The sequence below is a fragment of the Arthrobacter woluwensis genome, assembly GCF_030816155.1.
In the GTDB taxonomy this organism is placed as follows: domain Bacteria; phylum Actinomycetota; class Actinomycetes; order Actinomycetales; family Micrococcaceae; genus Arthrobacter_E; species Arthrobacter_E woluwensis_A.
The window spans coordinates 346,858-362,146 of the sequence record NZ_JAUSXR010000001.1 but is presented as its reverse complement, the minus strand read 5'-3'; the positions used below and the strand labels follow the sequence as shown (position 1 = coordinate 362,146).

Below are 15,289 nucleotides of genomic sequence, written 5' to 3'. Positions count from 1 at the left end.
CATGGTGCCCAACTGGCTTCTCGCGAGCGGGCGACGGCGGAAGAGGCTCAGGCCTCCAGGACGCTCGCGACGCCGTAGAGGCGGTCGCCGGCGTCGCCGAGGCCGGGGACGATGTAGGCCTTCTCATCGAGGCGCTCGTCGATCGAGGCGAGGACCACGGTGACGTTCGCGTCGGAGAGCTCCTCCTCGAGCTTCGCCAGACCCTCCGGCGCGGCCAGCAGGCAGATGCAGGTGACCTCGTCGGCACCGCGGCGGAAGAGGAACTTGATGGCCTCGCGCAGCGTGCCACCGGTGGCGAGCATGGGGTCCAACACGAAGACCTGGCGGCCCGTGAGGTCCTCCGGAAGGCGCTCGGCGTAGGTGATGATGTCCAGGGTGTGCTCGTCACGGGCCATGCCCAGGAAGCCGACCTCGGCCGTGGGGACCAGCTTGGTCATGCCCTCGAGCATGCCGAGACCGGCGCGGAGGATCGGGACCACGAGGGGCGTCGGCTTGGTGAAAGCCGTGCCGATCGTGGTGGCCACCGGGGTCTCGATGGTGACGGGCTGGGTACGCACCTCGCGAGTGGCCTCGTAGGCGAGAAGGGTGACGAGCTCTTCGGTCAGCTGACGGAAGACGGGCGAAGGCGTCGTCTTGTCCCGCAGCACGGTGAGCTTATGGGCGACGAGCGGGTGGTCCACAACGATGGTGCGCATGGGTCAAATTTACAGGACGCCGGCCGCTTGCCGTCCCTCGCGGAGCGCGCCACTTTTCCCCCGCGAACCGCCAGTAGGTGCCCGTATCCGTGGGCCGTACGGGCACCTACTGGCGGTTCGCGAGCGCGGGAGGCCGGATACGCTGGTGGGCATGATCCCGCACGACGCCGACCACGAGCACTGGATGGGCCTCGCCCTCGCCGAGGCCCGGGAGGCGCTGCGCACCGAGGACGTGCCGATCGGCGCGGTGCTGCTGGGCCCCGACGGCGCCGTGCTCGCCACCGGCCGCAACGAACGGGAGGCCCTGGGCGACCCCACGGCACACGCCGAAGTGGTCGCGATCCGGGCAGGTGCCGAGGCCCTCCGCCGCAGGATGACCGACGACGGCGGTGAGTCCGACGGCTGGCGCCTGGAGGACTGCACTCTGGTGGTCACGCTCGAGCCGTGCGCGATGTGCGCCGGGGCGATCGTCCTGAGCAGGATCCCCCGCGTGGTGTTCGGCGCATGGGATGAGAAGGCCGGCGCTGCGGGCTCCGTCTTCGACATCCTCCGCGAGCGCCGCCTCAACCATTGGGTGGAGGTCTACGCCGGTATCCGCGAAGACGAGTGCGCCGCCCTCCTCCGGGATTTCTTCGCCCGGCACCGGGGCTGACCCCGGAACCTCCTCCCCTCGCAGCGCTCCGGCGCCCGGCCCGGCCCGGCTGCCGGCGTCGTCGTCGCCGTGCCCTGCGCAACCCGCCCGCGCCCTCCCCGCAGCCCTTCGCAACCCTTCGCCGGAATATTAGTTTGACTAAGCAACCTTTCCACTTATATAGTTGCCATAAGCAATTACAGGAGGATCGGATGCCGGTAGAGCCAGCAACAGCGCGGGCACTCATCCGCGGGGTCGTGGATCTGCAGCGCGCACTGCGCTGCCTCTCGCATGACTCCCTCGCTCCGGGAACCAGCACGGCCCTGCTCGGGGTGCTCCACATGATCACCGAACACGGTGGGCGTGCAGTGGACATCGCGCAGCGGCTCGGGGTGAGCTCCCCCGTGCTGAGCCGCCACCTCGCGGAACTCGAGGAACGCGGCTTCATCACCCGGACGCAGGACCCCACGGACCGCAGAGCTCAGCTTCTGGAGGTCACCGAGACCGGGCAGGAACAGCTCGCCCGGGCCGAGGAGGACCGCGTCCAGGCGCTGCTGAGCCTTCTCGGTGACTGGGACGAGGACCAGGCGCTCACGTGCCGCTCCAACCTGACCGATCTCACCGTGGCTTTGCAGTCCTACCGTCGCAAGCCCTCCCCGTACGCCGCCGCCACCCCCGCAGGAGACTGAATCTTGAACCCCACCCACGAGGCTCAGCCCATGAGCCACCGGCAGATCATGGAGGCCTTCACCGGCCTCCTTGCCGCGTTCTTCACGGCGATCGTGTCCAGCACGATCGTCTCGAACGCGCTGCCCACCATCATTTCCGATCTCAAAGGCACCCAGACGGACTTCGCCTGGGTCATCACGGCCTCCATGCTGGCCAGCGCCGTCACCACCCCGATCTGGGGCAAGCTCGCGGACCTCTACGACAAGAAGATCCTGGTCCAGCTGAGCATCGTCGTGTTCGTGGCGGGTTCGGTGGTGGCGGGTCTCTCCCCCGACATCCCGATGCTGCTGACCGCACGCGTCATCCAGGGCATCGGCATGGGCGGTCTGATCGCCCTGTCCCAGGCCATCATGGGCGTCATGATCGCCCCGCGTGAGCGCGGCAAGTACTCCGGCTACCTCGGCGCCGTTCTCGCCGTGGGCACCGCGGGCGGCCCGCTGCTCGGCGGTCTGATCGTGGATCACTGGGGCTGGCGCTGGACCTTCTACGTCTGCGTCCCGCTCGCGATCATCGCCCTGATCCTGCTCCAGATCACCCTGAAGCTGCCGCAGATCCGCCGCAAGGCGAAGATCGACTGGCTGGGCACCATCCTGCTCAGCGCATCCGTCTCCACCCTGCTGATCTGGGTCTCCTTCGCCGGCAATCCGGATTACTACGAGTGGTGGTCCTGGCAGACCGCGGCGATGGTGGGCGGCTCGGTCGTCGGCCTGCTGCTCTTCATCCTGGTCGAGGCCAAGGTCTCCGAGCCGATCATCCCCCTGAAGATCATCTCCAACCGCACCACCGCGCTGAGCATCGTGGCCTCGGTGGCCATCGGCGTGGCCATGTTCGGCTCCTCCTCCTTCATCGGTCAGTACTTCCAGGTGGCCCGTGGCGCGACGCCCACCGAGGCCGGTCTGCTCACCTTGCCGATGATCTTCACCAACCTGGTGGGCTCCACGGTCGCCGGTCAGCTGATCTCCCGCTACGGCAAGTGGAAGGGCTACCTGGTGGCCGGCACGATCCTCACCGCGGCGGGCATGCTCCTCCTCGGCACGATCGACCACGAGACCGACTTCTGGATCACCGGCGTCTACATGGCCGTCCTGGGCCTCGGTCTCGGCATGACCATGCAGAACTTGGTCCTGGCCGTGCAGAACACCGTCGCTCCGCGTGACATCGGTTCCGCGAGTGCCTCGGTGGCGTTCTTCCGGACCGTCGGTGGCGCGATCGGCGTCTCCGTGCTGGGCGCCGTGCTGGGCAACCGCTCCTCGGACCTCATCAAGCAGGGCTTCATCGACCACCACATCAAGGTCCCCGCGGGGTCCGGCGCGTCGAGCACGAGCCTGGACGTCAAGGACATGCCCGGCCCGATCGCCACGATCGTCAAGGCCGCCTACGGTGACGCCTCCGCGCAGATCTTCCTGATCGCCGGTTTCGTGGCCATCGCCGCGATCATCGCCGTGCTGTTCATCAAGGAGGTCCCGCTCCGCAAGACCGTCGAGATGCAGCCGGCCAAGGCGGCGTCCGAGGGCTCCGAAGGCTTCAGCGGGGAACCCGACACGACGACGGCGACCCTCGCCGCGGTCGCCGCCCCTTCCGGCGCCGCGGGTGAGGCCCTGGCCAACGGCCTGAACCCGAGCGACGCCCCGGAGCAGCATGTTCCGGCTCACGTCGCAGGACATCAGCGCACCGCCCCGGCGACCCACGACGGCGGCCTGGAGGGCGGGCTCGACTCCGAGCTGCGGCTCCTGCTGGCTGAGCGCGAGGCACCCGGCGTCGCGCCCCAGGGCGACACCGCGGCCACGCTCGCGGCGCTCCAGCAGACCCAGCTGCTGCTCGCGAAGCAGCAGGAGCAGCTCGCCAAGCTGAGCGAGAAGGTCAACACCCAGCTGCTGGCGCAGCTGGAGATGTCCGAGCGGCAGGGCCAGGCGGCCGGCGAGCTGGCAAGGATCCAGGCCGAGCTCGACGCCGAGCGGCAGCTCCAGAAGGAAGCCGCGCTGTATCTGGCGACCCGGGGACGGCACAGCGCGGGCTGAGGCGGCCGGCTCCTGCGGAGAAGCCGAGAGGGGCGTCCACCGATTGCGGTGGGCGCCCCTCGGGCGTTTCCGGGGGTTCTGGGAGGTTCGACGGTTCGGCGAAAAGCCCGGGAACTCGCGGATCCGAGGCCCGGGAACGGGTCCGCAGGTGCTCCGTTTGGGCGGGGGTGTCCGGCTACGGTAAAGTGGTCAACCGTTGGTGACGTGTCCGAGCGGCCGAAGGTGCAACACTCGAAATGTTGTTTGGTGTAACAGCCAACGTGGGTTCAAATCCCACCGTCACCGCCAGAGCGAAGGCCCTGGAACTCCTGAGAGATCAGAGGTTCCAGGGCCTTCGTCATGTTCGCGACAGGTCAAGCGATACCTCAGGAGCGACGAAACTCGCCTGCCTATAGGTGCTGTGTCCCAGGTTGAATCCGAATCTGAGCTCTGCCATCAAAACCGGATTCACCCTGGGAATCACCAGCGAACCTGTGTCAGCCGATGGTCGCTCCGAAGCCCTCGATGGACCCGTTAGCCCTGACCGTGGCCTGCATGGAGGCGTCATAGGTGATCGGCGTGCCGTTGAGGTTCACGTTCCAGATACTGTTCATCACCCGATAGTTCAACGCGCCAGACTCGTTGCAGGCCCGGTCTGAGATGTTGACCTCAACCGTGTAGTTCGTGAAGCAGTTATGGGAACCCTGGTACCCATGACGTACCTCGGTCACCCACACTTCACTGCCATTGAAGAACATCGTGCCGTTCTGCGTCCGAGTGTATGCGCCACCAGTGGTGAACTGGCTCCAGTGCCGGGATTGGATCGTGCCCGCCGCGGCTGCCGCGACCAAGGAACGCTTCTCCGATGCGGACAGGCCTGACGCAGCCTGCACTTCTGCGACCGTGGCCGGTGTGCTCGCGTCGAGCTGGGTCGTCACGGTCGTCCTGCACTCGTCGTGAGAGACGTTCCGTCCCTGGCTCGCGTTGTACGCATCCACTTGAGCCAGGCAATCCTGCACATAACCCGTATGCGTAGTGCGTGAAGGCTGCGGTTCCAGCGATGCACTGGCCTGTGCAGGGATCGCCGCCGCGCCGACGAGCAGTCCGATCGAGGCCAGAAGGCACGTCGCACCTTTACCGAACGTTTTCATGAAATTTCCTCCTCAAATTACGAGATTCCAGACCGAATAGAAAGCGAGCTCGCCACCCGATCGGGCGAACGGTAAGCAGAACGATCGACTAAGGCACAGTCGAATCCATGAACCCTCACCCGTGATCTGCTTGTCGACTTGACCTGTTAACAAGGTCGGTGGTGTCCTGGATTGACCCGACGAAAGGTAGGCGAGTGCCATGCTCGGAACCTCAGAAATCCTGGCCATCATCATCAGCGGAGCGGCGCTCGTCGCACTGCTGGCCTTGATTGTGACCGCTGCGTGGCAGGCTTATCACGCTGACTTCAGGGATGAACCGTTCCTGAAATGGGCCTGGCTCATCGGCATCATCGCAGCACCTCTCGTGGGCGCTGGGGCATGGATGATCCTGCGCCTGAATGGGTCACCGTGGACAGGCGCACGGCGCACTACGTTCTGACTGCTCCGCCGAAGACTGGACCGCCAAGGCGAAGCGCCAGCCCGCGGAGTCTCATGGCGCGCAACCCATCAGAGTGCCATCACACGAAGCGTAGCTCCGCGCAATGACATTTTCCTTGACCTCCGTCTAGAAGGCCCTTGGAAACAAGGCCACATATGGGATTACGGCGCTTCTTTGTAATGTTGAGGCGCCAAACAAAGAAGCGGAAGATGGCATTGTCTTGTACGGTTTAACTGGCCGAACATCGACGTTCGCTGGGCAATGCCGATGTCGGGCGAATCAGATTTCTTGCCGCTCCGCAACGCCCTGCTGGCTCGAAATTGCTTCGTGTGGCGTACTAGGTGCGGTCCCGCTATTCGCTCCGCTCACAACCCCAGGGTCCGGAGCTCGAAGCTGTTCGGCGTCGAGAGGGTGGCATCGCAGGTTGCGGAGCCGTCGGGCGCGCTCAGCACTGCGTGCCCGTCGCCGTCGCTCACCAACCGGAGCGTGAGGTCGCTGTCCTTCTGCGGCTCGAATCCGTGCATCTTGGCCGTGGGATAGCCGATCACGAAGGTCCGGTCGGCGCCGCCGTCGTCGCGCGCATGGACGAGCAGGTCCGTGTGCTCGAGACTGGATTTCAGGTCCTTCACGAAAACCGTGATCTCCTGCCACGGCATGCCCGTGGCGGCCTGTCTGGCATTCCTGTACGAGCGGATGCTGACGATGCTCAGCCCCAACAGCAGGAGCAACGGGATCGGCGAGATCAGGCCGATCATCGAGACCGCGGTCCGGATCCTCGCGTCCTGCCCGATGATCAGCACTCCGGAGAAGTCCGAGGGGTTGTAGGCGAGAGTGACCTGCTCCTTGGAGCCCGCCACCGCATCGCACGGTCCCTCATCCTTCACCTGAGCCTCGTGGGCGACCCCGTCGAGCACGAAGCGCACCGTGGTGGTGCAGATGATGCTGCTCTTGTGAGTGTCGTACTCGGAGAGGCCGACCACGGTCGCAGGGGTCCGAGGGTAGTCGCCCCACCAGGGATTCGTGGTCCACGCGAGCAGCACCGCGACGCCGACGGCGACCACGGCGAACACCGCGGTGGAGATGATCGCGGCTCTGAGACGACCCTTTCGGACCGACGCCGATTTCCACACCGGGGCGCCGCTGCCCGGCGCCTCGTGAGAGGGGATGTCCAGATTCTTGGTGAGCTGCACCGTGTCCTTCTTCGTTCGTGCCGCATGGGAGCGGGCTGCTGCGCCGGGGTCCTGAGGTGAGTCCATCAACCGAACGAGGGCAGCCCTACGATCTCGAAGGCCGTCGCTCCAGGGGTGAGAAGGCGCTCGACCGGTTCGTCGGCGATGAGGAGACGGAATCCGGAGTCCCGGCCTCGGGCCCAGGGGAACTCGGCGATGTCGACCCACTCGCCACGGACCTGCGCCCGGCAGGTCCAGAAGGCCAACGGCGCGGACGCCAGCCAGGGCACGACCGCGGCCTCGAGCAGACCGGACAGAAGATCGTCGGCCGGATGCTCGACAGTCCGTTCCCGCCCCACGGAATCAGCCGCGTGGGCGTCCAGCCGGCTCAGGTCAATTCTCATAGGCCAACTATCCCGCGAGGCCGGCGCCTTGCCCAAGTGACACGGCCGGGCCCTCCCGAACCGTACGGCCGGCCGGCCGACCCGGCTTATCCCCAGGCGTCCGGCCCCCACGAAAAACTCCCCCGGCGCCGAACCGATGTCTCGGTCCGGCCCCGGGGGAGTTCCGTCAGGCTGAGTACTTAGTTCCGAGCTCTCCGGTAACCAGCACGCTGCGCTGCGGCTTCGGTGGAGAAACACGCTTCGGGGGCGGTGACGTTGTATGAACGCTGGCCCGGCAGGTGATAGATCCACTCCGGGCGGCCTTGGTTCCCCTTAATGGGCGCCCACGCGGGGCAGTTCAACTTGCTGATGGGAGCGGCGGACGTCGGCCGGGCGGGCCGCGGAGCCACGACGCGCACGTACTTCTGCGCGCTCGAGCTGGCCTTCAGGGTGCCGGTCGACACGATCCGCAGCGACCACTTGCCCGAAACACTCGCGGTGAACGAGGTGCGGACGAATCCCCGGGTGTTGCTGTTCACGGTGCGGACCGCTGCGTTGGGCTTGGCGCCGTCCGGGTCGAAGTACACGACGGCCTTGACGGTGCCGGTGTTGGCCCAGGTCCGTCCGTTCAGGCGCTGCGCCTGACCCTGGACGGTGATCGGCTTGCCACGGGTGACCGTGGCGGGTCCGGCCGCGTAGGGCGCGACGCGGGTGGCGACGGTCGGAGCCGCCTGAGCAGGAGCCGCCACGACCAGCGAGGCGACGACGGCAACCAGCGCCGTCAGGGCCGCGATGACCGCGCGCCCCCAAGATTTCATAGACACGGAAAGTCCCCCAGTGAAAAAGTCCGGTTCAACCGGCAATGCGAGTGATGCGGAGTCAGCATATCCGGCTCTCCGCCGCGAACACAGAGGGGACGCGGGAACGTCGCTCTGCGACGGGCAGCACCGACGGCTGAGGCCGGCGCCGCTCTCACGAACGGCGCCGGCCTCGGCCGCGGGCATCCCCTGGAACCGCGGTTCACCACCTCATGCGGAGGCGAACAGGCCCTCTCCCACGAAGCCGTCAGGACCGCACCCCGGAGGGATGGCGAAAACCGCCGAGCCCACCGGCGTCGTCCACTGATTCAGGATGTCCAGATCATCCAGGCGCTTCTGGATCGGCACGAACTGCCGGTCCACATCCGCCTGGAACGATGCGAACAGCAGCCCCGAATCGGAGACGCCCAGGCCTCCGGGAGGCACGTCGTAGTTGAACGCCCTCCGGAAGATCCGCTGAGACGGGTCCTCCGGCCGCGCGCGGCGCAGATGGGAGAAGTCCGCGATCACGGGGAAGCCCACCGGGTTCAGGGCCTTGAAGTCCGGTTCGTCGTGCTCGTCGACCCCGGTCAGCGGAGCGCCGTTGGAGAGTTTCCGCCCCACCGACTCCTCGCGCCCGGAGCGGTCCAGCTCGTTCCCACTTGTCGAGGTTCATGCTGATCCGCCGGACCACAAGGGACGTCCCGTTCTCCACCCAGGGCCGGTTGGTTCCGTCCCCGAACACGACGCGCTCGAAGCTCTCGCTGCCGGGCGACGGGTTGGCGGTCCCGTCCACCTGGCCGAAGAGGTTCCGCATGGTCGTGCCCGGTTTCTCCGTGCCGTACGCCCGCCGGAAACCCTGCTGGATCCACCGGACCGTGGTGAAACTCCGGCTGTCCTTCAGCAGCATCCGCTGAGCGTGCGCGACCGTGAGCGGGTCATCGGCGCAGATCTGGAGGAGCAGATCCCCGTCGCTGTACTCCTTCACCAGGCGGTCGATGCCGAACTTCGGCAGCGGCCGGAGCCATGAGGGCGCCCGGCCCGGCGCCGCGACCCGGAAGAGACCCGGCCCGAAGCCGAACGTGACCGTCAGGTTCGCCGGACGGAACGCCAGCTCGGCCTCCGTGTCGGCGAGAGCGCCCTCCCCCTGAGTGAGCCGCGCGGCGTCGGAGGTGAGCAGCTTCAGCAGGGACTTCACCCCCGCCCCCGTGATCCCCGGTTTCAGGTCCAGCGCCACGAAGGCGCCGTGAGCCTGCGCGGCGGTGCCGATCCCGGCCTGCCGCGGGCCGAAGAAGGGCACGGCGCCGGCTCCGTTGTCGGGCGGCTCCGCAGCCACCGACGACGACGGCGCGCCGCCCACCAGCTGCGTCCCGGCGGCGGCCAGCGCCCCCACCCCCGCCGCGGCGCCACCGAGGAGGAGGTTCCGGCGTCGTACCCCCTTCGAGGATCCCGCCGCGGCTCCCGCGCCCACCGGCTCCACCGGACGGCCCTCGGGTTCGCCCGCCGGCTCCACGTCCCGCGGACTCACTTGGCCGGGGAGGTCGTGGGCTGCGCGTGCCCGGAGTGGTCCTCGCCGCCGTGGCCCGAGTGCTCGCCCGAGTCCCCACCCGGCGCGTAGTTCTCCTTGGCGCCGGAGAAGTCCTTGACCTGGGCGGTGAAGCTGAGGGTCGTGCCGTCGCTGGCCTTCAGCTCGAAGGGGATCTCGTCACCGGCACGGTAGGCCTTGGCGAGCTTCATGAGCATGATGTGGTTCGCACCGGGTTCGAGCTTGAGCTCACCGCCCGCAGGAATGGTGAACCCGCCCTCCTTGGCGCGCATCTGCATGCCGCCGCTGGGGTTCATGACGGTCTCGTGCAGCTCGGCCATGGGCGAGGCGGGGGTGGTCACGGAGGTGATGGTGAGGTCCTTGCCGCTGCCGTTGCGGACGGTCCCGAACGCGGCGGTCATGCCGGAGGACGCCGCCTTCACCCAGGGCTCGCTGATCGAGAGGGCGGGCGCCGGGCTGGCCGAGGATGCGGCAGGGGCCGGGGCGTCCCCCGAGGAGCAGGCGCCGAGGGCGAGAGTGGCGGCAGCGGCGAGGGACAGCAGGGAAAGGGTCTTCTTGGTGGTCATGGTGACTCCTGATCTGTGCCCGTCCGGGCAGCGTGAGGCCGGGACGGGGTGAAAGTGTGAGATGAAAAGGGTGCCCGTCAGGCGGCGTCGTCGCGACGCAGGCGCTGCAGGGCCCGGACGGCGAGGAACAGGCCGAGGCCCACGGCCGCGCCGATGCCGCCGGCAATCAGCCAGCCGGGGACCCCGGCCGTCTGACCGGACTCCGACGAGGCGCCGGCTTCCGCGGACGGCGCGGTCGCTCCGGCTGCGGGTTCGGTGCCCGGCGCGAGTCCGGGCGCCGGAATGGTGCCCGCCTTCGCGTTCGCTCCGACGAGGAACGAGTAGCTGCCGCTGATGGGGTGGCCGTCGCTGGAGACGACCCTCCAACGGACCTGGTACTCCCCCTCCGGGAGGTCCGGTGCAAGGGGCTGGGCCAGGGTCTCCCGTGACAGGACGGGCTTGCCCTGGGCCCAGTTCTTCGAGGCCGCGTCGACGACGCGGATCTCGTAGCCCAGGTCCATGAGGGCCGCGCTGAACGTGACGGACACCTGGGTGGGTGCTGCCGACAGGCGTTTGCCGTCGGACGGGGTGGACGAAACCAGTTGGTCGTGCGCCGAGGCCTTCGGTGCGCCCGCCAGGAGAACGGCGAAGCACAGCACCAGAACGGCCGTCAGCACGGAGGCACGACGCCCCGGGTTCCGCCATGCAAGGAATGGCAAAGAACTCATGACTGCTTCCTGCCCTGCGGGACACAGGGGCCCGGCAGGGCGGCTGAGAAGTGTGGCGCGGAGATCCCGCGCAGGTCTCACGGCACCGGCGCGCGACGCGGACCGGTGGCCGGGGTGACTAGAACGACTCAGACAGCAGCGGCGGGCCGCGGTGCCGCATGACCAGCAGGGGCACGCCGAGATTGCGCAGCGGCGTGACGCGCCGGTCCAGCGGCATGGTCAGCGATCCGGGCACGACGACGAGCGGCGCCACCCGGGGAATGACAGGAAGGAGCCGCATCCGCAGAGCGGCGAGAAGCCTCAGGAGGGTCACCTCGCCATGGCGCAGCACGGCGATGGTGAAGACCGCGGCGACCACGTGGCCCAGCCACATGAGCGGTGAGGAATGATCCATGAGCGCCATGGACCCGTCCGTGGCGACGCTGCCCGGGGCCGGGGCCATCGACCGGGCCATGTGGCCGGCGTGACCCATCCGGGCCATGTCGTGCGCCATCGTGGCGGCGGGCCCGGTGGTCGTCCCGGCGGTCATCCCCGCGGGCGCCATGCTGAACAGGCCGTGGAACAGCGCCTGACTGAACAGGACACCGGCGGAAAGGCGCCAGAGAGAAAGGGGCTTTCCGGTGTGGAGTGGTTTTCCGCTGTGGAGCGCCGTCCCGGCAAGCAGGCCTTTCCCGGCAAGCAGGGTGCACACCAGCCCGGACAGGACCAGGGAGAGCAACAGGACGGCCGCCGCGGGCACGGCTCCGCCCGCGAGGACATGCGAGAAGGCGGCGATCGACGTCGCGGCGGTGGCTGCGATCCAGCCCCGTGCGAAACGCGCTCCGCGTGCCGTCATCGTCCTTCCCCGTCCGTCCTGGAAGGGCGCACCGCCCGTCCAGCCCCGATTATCCACGAATTTCTACGAGCTGTCGAAGTACCGGGAGCGCCCGGCGGCTCCCCTCGCCGAGGGGGCGTGAAGCGAACACGCTGTTTCAGAAATCTGAACAGCTGGTCAACTTTAAGCGCGGAAAGCCTTGACCACGCCGCAAACACGGGGTGAGACTTTTCTCACACATGTTCAGTTTTCTCATCGAGGCATACCGGAGGTTCCCATGCAGAGCACGACCACCGAGGCCAAGGCCCCGGATTCCCTCGCGCCCGGGAGACTGGGCACAGTCGACATCGTCTTCTTCGTCGTGTCCGCGGCGGCGCCCCTCACGGTGGCCGTGAGCGCGGCGCCACTGTCGTTCTTCCTCGGCGGGATCGGGGCGCCGGGCGCCATGCTCGCCAGCGGCGCGGTCCTGATCCTCTTCGCCATCGGCTTCACGGCCATGTCGCGGTTCGTCCGCAACACGGGCGCCTTCTACGCCTACGCGGCCGCCGGACTGGGCAAGCCGGTGGGCATCGGCGTCGCCTTCGTCACCGTGATGGCGTACGCGTTCCTCCTCATCGGCTTCTACGCCCTGCTCGGATTCTTCGCGGATCTGACGTTCGGGAACCTGTTCGGCATCCATCTGCACTGGGGCGTCTGGTCGGCGCTCTCGGTGCTCCTGATCGGGCTGCTCGGCTACCGGCGCATTGACGTCGGGGCGAAGGTCCTGGCGGTCCTGCTCACCGCGGAGGTCCTCATCCTCCTCATCGTCTCGATCGCGGCGATCGTGGAGAACGGCGGCCACATCGCCGACGCCACGGCCGCCTCCTTCAATCCCGTCAACATCTTCTTCGTCCCGGGTGCCAGCGTCCTGTTCGTCTTCGGTTTCGGGGCGTTCCTCGGCTTCGAGGGAACGGTCATCTACGCGGAGGAGGCGAAGCAGGCCGACCGCTCGGTCCCCCGCGCGACCTACCTGGCCATCGCGTTTCTCGCCGTCTTCTACGCCTTCACCTTCTGGGCCCTGACCGTCGCCTTCGGGGTGGATGGCGTGCTGGCGCTCGCGAACTCGGACAAGCTCGAGGAGATGATGTTCCTCGCCGGCGAGCAGTCGCTGGGAGCGTGGGCCGGCGTCGTGCTTCAGGTCCTGGTCATCACCAGCTTCTTCGCCTGCGCCCTCGCCTTCCACAACGCCTGTGCACGGTACGTGTTCTCACTCGGCCGCGAGCGCCTGCTGCCGACGGTATTCTCCCGCACGCACCACCGGATGCGGTCGCCGCATGTCGCGAGCCTGGCGCTGACGGGCCTCAGCCTGGTGGTCATGATCGCCGGGGCGCTCTCCGGCACGGACCCGTATCTCGGGCTGAGCCTGTGGACCTACGCCGTGGGCGTGGCGGGGCTCGTCTTCGCCCAGGGCGTGGCCGCGGTCTCCGTGATCGGCTTCTTCCGGAAGGACCGGCGGGGCCATGGGATGTGGCGCGTGGTCGTCGCACCGGTGCTCGGCGCTCTGGGACTCATCGCCGCGTTCGCCATCATCGTCTCGCACTTCGATATCGTGTCCGGCATGACCGGCCCCGTGAATCTCCTGCTGATCGGCATCGTGCCGCTCGTCTTCGTGGGCGGTGTGATCGCCGGCCTCGTGATGCAGCGGCGCTCCCCCGAACGTTACGCCGCCCTCAATTCCTCCGTGGTGGTCTCCGCCCCGGAGGACCGCACCCCCGCGGCCGAGCCGGCGCCGGCCGAGGAGCCGGTGGCATGAGGGCCAAGAGCAGACAGCGCCGCCAGGACCTCATCGCGGCCGCGAGCAGCGTGATCGCCGAACACGGCATCGCCAACGCCAGCGTGCGCGCGGTCGCCGAGCGCGCCGAGGTCAGCACGGGCAGCGTCCTGTATCACTTCGAGAGCTTCGACCAGTTGGTCATGGAGGCCGTGAAGGGCGTCATCGACGAGTTCAGCGAACAACGACGCCGGCTGATCGACGGCGTCTCCGACCCGGTCGAACGGCTCCGCCTCATGATCGAGGCCGGGATCCCCGAACACATCAGCGATGAACTGCGGATCGTGTACCAAGTGGTGTCCGCGGCCCAGGACAACCCGCACTTCCGGCGCAATCTGGCGCTCGTGGTGGAACGGCAGGTCGCCCTGTACGAGATCGTGCTCGAAGTCGGCACGGCCCTGGGAGCGTTCCGGCCCCGCATGGAGATCCATGCGATCGCGGAGAACCTGGTGGCGCTCGAGGACGCCTACGACCTCTACCTCATCGACCCCGACGACTGGCAGCGTGACCGCTATCTGCGGAACACCCTCCTCTTCGCCGAGCTCGCCCTGGACTGCACGCTCATCACGCCTGGCCCGTCCGCACCATCCGTACCGTCCGAACCATCCACCTCACCCACCTCCGAGGAGCAGCAGTGACCGCACCCCTTTCCGATCCGAGCACGAGCCGTCCGTCCGGGACCGCTCCGCTCGGCGCCGCGCCGCGGGCCCGGGATCTCGGCGTCCCGTTCGACGGCGAGCCCGGACCGTGGAACGCGATCACCGATGTGCCGGGCCTGGAGGTCGGCTACGTGACGCTGATCGAGGACGGTCCCGTGGTGGCCCGCACCGGCATCACGGCCATCCTGCCGCGAGGCAGGGCCGCGGCAGGGTCGCCCTGCGCGGCGGGCCTCGCCGTCCTGAACGGCAACGGCGAGCTGACCGGGAGCACCTGGATCGAGGAGTCCGGACAGTTCCAGACGCCCATCGCGCTGACCAATTCGCACGCGGTGGGGGCGGTGCACCGCGGTGTCGACCGGTGGATGGCTGAGCACCATCCCACCGTCGCGGCGCAGTGGATGCTCCCCGTGGTCGGCGAGACGTGGGACGGCTACCTGAACTCGATCAACGCGGACACCGTCCTTCCCGAGCACGCCGCGGCCGCCCTCGACGCCGCCCGCACCGGTCCGATCGCCGAAGGCAATGTGGGCGGCGGGACCGGGATGAACTGCTACGGCTTCAAGGGCGGGACGGGCACGGCCTCCCGGGTGGTCCGTTCGGGCGACGACTCCTGGACCGTGGGTGTGCTCCTGCAGGCCAACTTCGGCTCCCGGAAGGAACTGCGGGTGGCCGGGCGGAGGCTCGGACGGGACTCCCAGGCCCCCGACCCCATGACCACCACCGACTGGTTCGAGCGCGACACCGCCTCCCCCGCCCACGCGGTGGCCGGGGCCGGGAGCGTGATCGCGATCGTGGCCACGGACGCGCCGATGCTCCCGGACCAGTGCCGGGCGCTCGCCCGCCGGGTGAGCCTGGGCCTGGCGCGCACGGGCACCACGGGAAGCCACTTCTCGGGCGACATCTTCCTCGCCTTCTCCACTGCCAACGAGGGCGGCCTCGCCTCGCGCATGGGCGCGGGCGGCGTCGTGGTCGAACAGCTCTCCCATGTGGCCTGGGGCAGCATGGATCCCTTCTACGAGGCCGTGGTCGAGGCCACCGAGGAGGCCGTCCTCAACGCCCTCGTCGCGGCCCGGGACATGGTCGGCCGCGAGGGCCACAGGAGCCATGCGCTCCCCCACGAGGAGGTCCGCGCGGCGTTCGCGTCGTGACAGGGCCGCGGAGAGCTCCCTGAACGACGACGGCGGTGGGCCGGGCGC

15 protein-coding genes, 1 tRNA gene and 1 pseudogene are annotated in these 15,289 nt (G+C 68.3%); 8 read left to right on the top strand and 9 right to left on the bottom strand.

Annotated elements, in window-relative coordinates; translation table 11 throughout:
- Window positions 1-47: 47 nt before the first annotated feature.
- Complete coding sequence (upp, locus tag QFZ52_RS01695) at window positions 48-695, bottom strand: uracil phosphoribosyltransferase (protein WP_278268184.1); 648 nt, start codon at window positions 693-695, stop codon at window positions 48-50.
- Between the two features lie 151 nt (window positions 696-846).
- Between upp and tadA the strand changes: the two genes are divergently transcribed.
- The 4 genes from tadA to QFZ52_RS01675 all read left to right on the top strand — a co-directional run bounded on the left by tadA (window position 847) and on the right by QFZ52_RS01675 (window position 4,361).
- Window positions 847-1,347, top strand: coding sequence for a tRNA adenosine(34) deaminase TadA (tadA, locus tag QFZ52_RS01690; RefSeq protein WP_243874718.1), 501 nt, complete (start codon window positions 847-849; stop codon window positions 1,345-1,347).
- A 191-nt stretch (window positions 1,348-1,538) separates the two neighbouring features.
- On the top strand, window positions 1,539-2,015 hold the full coding sequence (locus QFZ52_RS01685; RefSeq protein WP_307495895.1) for a MarR family winged helix-turn-helix transcriptional regulator: 477 nt from the start codon (window positions 1,539-1,541) through the stop codon (window positions 2,013-2,015).
- Between the two features lie 30 nt (window positions 2,016-2,045).
- Complete coding sequence (locus QFZ52_RS01680; RefSeq protein WP_307498624.1) at window positions 2,046-4,073, top strand: MDR family MFS transporter; 2,028 nt, start codon at window positions 2,046-2,048, stop codon at window positions 4,071-4,073.
- A 198-nt stretch (window positions 4,074-4,271) separates the two neighbouring features.
- Window positions 4,272-4,361, top strand: a tRNA-Ser gene (locus QFZ52_RS01675).
- A 188-nt stretch (window positions 4,362-4,549) separates the two neighbouring features.
- Here QFZ52_RS01675 and QFZ52_RS01670 read toward each other — a convergent pair.
- The gene (locus QFZ52_RS01670; protein WP_307495894.1) at window positions 4,550-5,203 is read right to left on the bottom strand and encodes a hypothetical protein; all 654 of its coding nucleotides are present in this window, start codon (window positions 5,201-5,203) and stop codon (window positions 4,550-4,552) included.
- 199 nt (window positions 5,204-5,402) lie between these two features.
- On the opposite strand from QFZ52_RS01670, the gene QFZ52_RS01665 reads away from it, so the two are divergent.
- Window positions 5,403-5,642, top strand: a complete 240-nt coding sequence (locus QFZ52_RS01665) for a PLDc N-terminal domain-containing protein (protein ID WP_307495893.1) — start codon at window positions 5,403-5,405, stop codon at window positions 5,640-5,642.
- A 365-nt stretch (window positions 5,643-6,007) separates the two neighbouring features.
- On the opposite strand, the gene QFZ52_RS01660 is transcribed toward QFZ52_RS01665, so the two are convergent.
- The 7 genes and pseudogenes from QFZ52_RS01660 to QFZ52_RS01630 all read right to left on the bottom strand — a co-directional run bounded on the left by QFZ52_RS01660 (window position 6,008) and on the right by QFZ52_RS01630 (window position 11,645).
- Window positions 6,008-6,832, bottom strand: a complete 825-nt coding sequence (locus QFZ52_RS01660) for a hypothetical protein (RefSeq protein WP_307495892.1) — start codon at window positions 6,830-6,832, stop codon at window positions 6,008-6,010.
- Between the two features lie 65 nt (window positions 6,833-6,897).
- Window positions 6,898-7,215, bottom strand: a complete 318-nt coding sequence (locus QFZ52_RS01655; protein WP_307495891.1) for a hypothetical protein — start codon at window positions 7,213-7,215, stop codon at window positions 6,898-6,900.
- Window positions 7,216-7,394: 179 nt separating this feature from the next.
- Window positions 7,395-8,012: a sunset domain-containing protein gene (locus tag QFZ52_RS01650; RefSeq protein WP_444861219.1), complete on the bottom strand. Its 618-nt coding sequence runs from the start codon at window positions 8,010-8,012 to the stop codon at window positions 7,395-7,397.
- Window positions 8,013-8,222: 210 nt separating this feature from the next.
- Window positions 8,223-9,462 (bottom strand): annotated as a pseudogene (locus QFZ52_RS01645) (Dyp-type peroxidase).
- Between the two features lie 53 nt (window positions 9,463-9,515).
- A complete protein-coding gene (locus QFZ52_RS01640; protein WP_307495889.1) occupies window positions 9,516-10,103 on the bottom strand; it encodes a copper chaperone PCu(A)C in 588 nt (195 codons plus the stop codon).
- Between the two features lie 77 nt (window positions 10,104-10,180).
- The gene (locus tag QFZ52_RS01635) at window positions 10,181-10,810 is read right to left on the bottom strand and encodes a copper resistance CopC family protein (RefSeq protein ID WP_307495887.1); all 630 of its coding nucleotides are present in this window, start codon (window positions 10,808-10,810) and stop codon (window positions 10,181-10,183) included.
- 118 nt (window positions 10,811-10,928) lie between these two features.
- Window positions 10,929-11,645 (bottom strand): hypothetical protein, encoded by a 717-nt coding sequence (locus QFZ52_RS01630; RefSeq protein WP_307495886.1) that lies wholly within the window; start codon window positions 11,643-11,645, stop codon window positions 10,929-10,931.
- Window positions 11,646-11,901: 256 nt separating this feature from the next.
- On the opposite strand from QFZ52_RS01630, the gene QFZ52_RS01625 reads away from it, so the two are divergent.
- Genes QFZ52_RS01625 through QFZ52_RS01615 form a run of 3 tightly spaced genes read left to right on the top strand, consistent with a single transcriptional unit; the run spans window position 11,902 to window position 15,241 of the window.
- Window positions 11,902-13,416 carry an APC family permease gene (locus tag QFZ52_RS01625; RefSeq protein WP_307495885.1) on the top strand — a complete coding sequence of 505 codons (1,515 nt, stop codon included), beginning with the start codon at window positions 11,902-11,904 and terminating at the stop codon, window positions 13,414-13,416.
- Complete coding sequence (locus tag QFZ52_RS01620) at window positions 13,413-14,072, top strand: TetR/AcrR family transcriptional regulator (protein WP_307495884.1); 660 nt, start codon at window positions 13,413-13,415, stop codon at window positions 14,070-14,072. Before QFZ52_RS01625 ends, QFZ52_RS01620 begins: the two co-directional genes overlap by 4 nt.
- Window positions 14,069-15,241: a DmpA family aminopeptidase gene (locus QFZ52_RS01615; protein WP_307495883.1), complete on the top strand. Its 1,173-nt coding sequence runs from the start codon at window positions 14,069-14,071 to the stop codon at window positions 15,239-15,241. Before QFZ52_RS01620 ends, QFZ52_RS01615 begins: the two co-directional genes overlap by 4 nt.
- The last annotated feature ends 48 nt before the right edge of the window (window positions 15,242-15,289 follow it).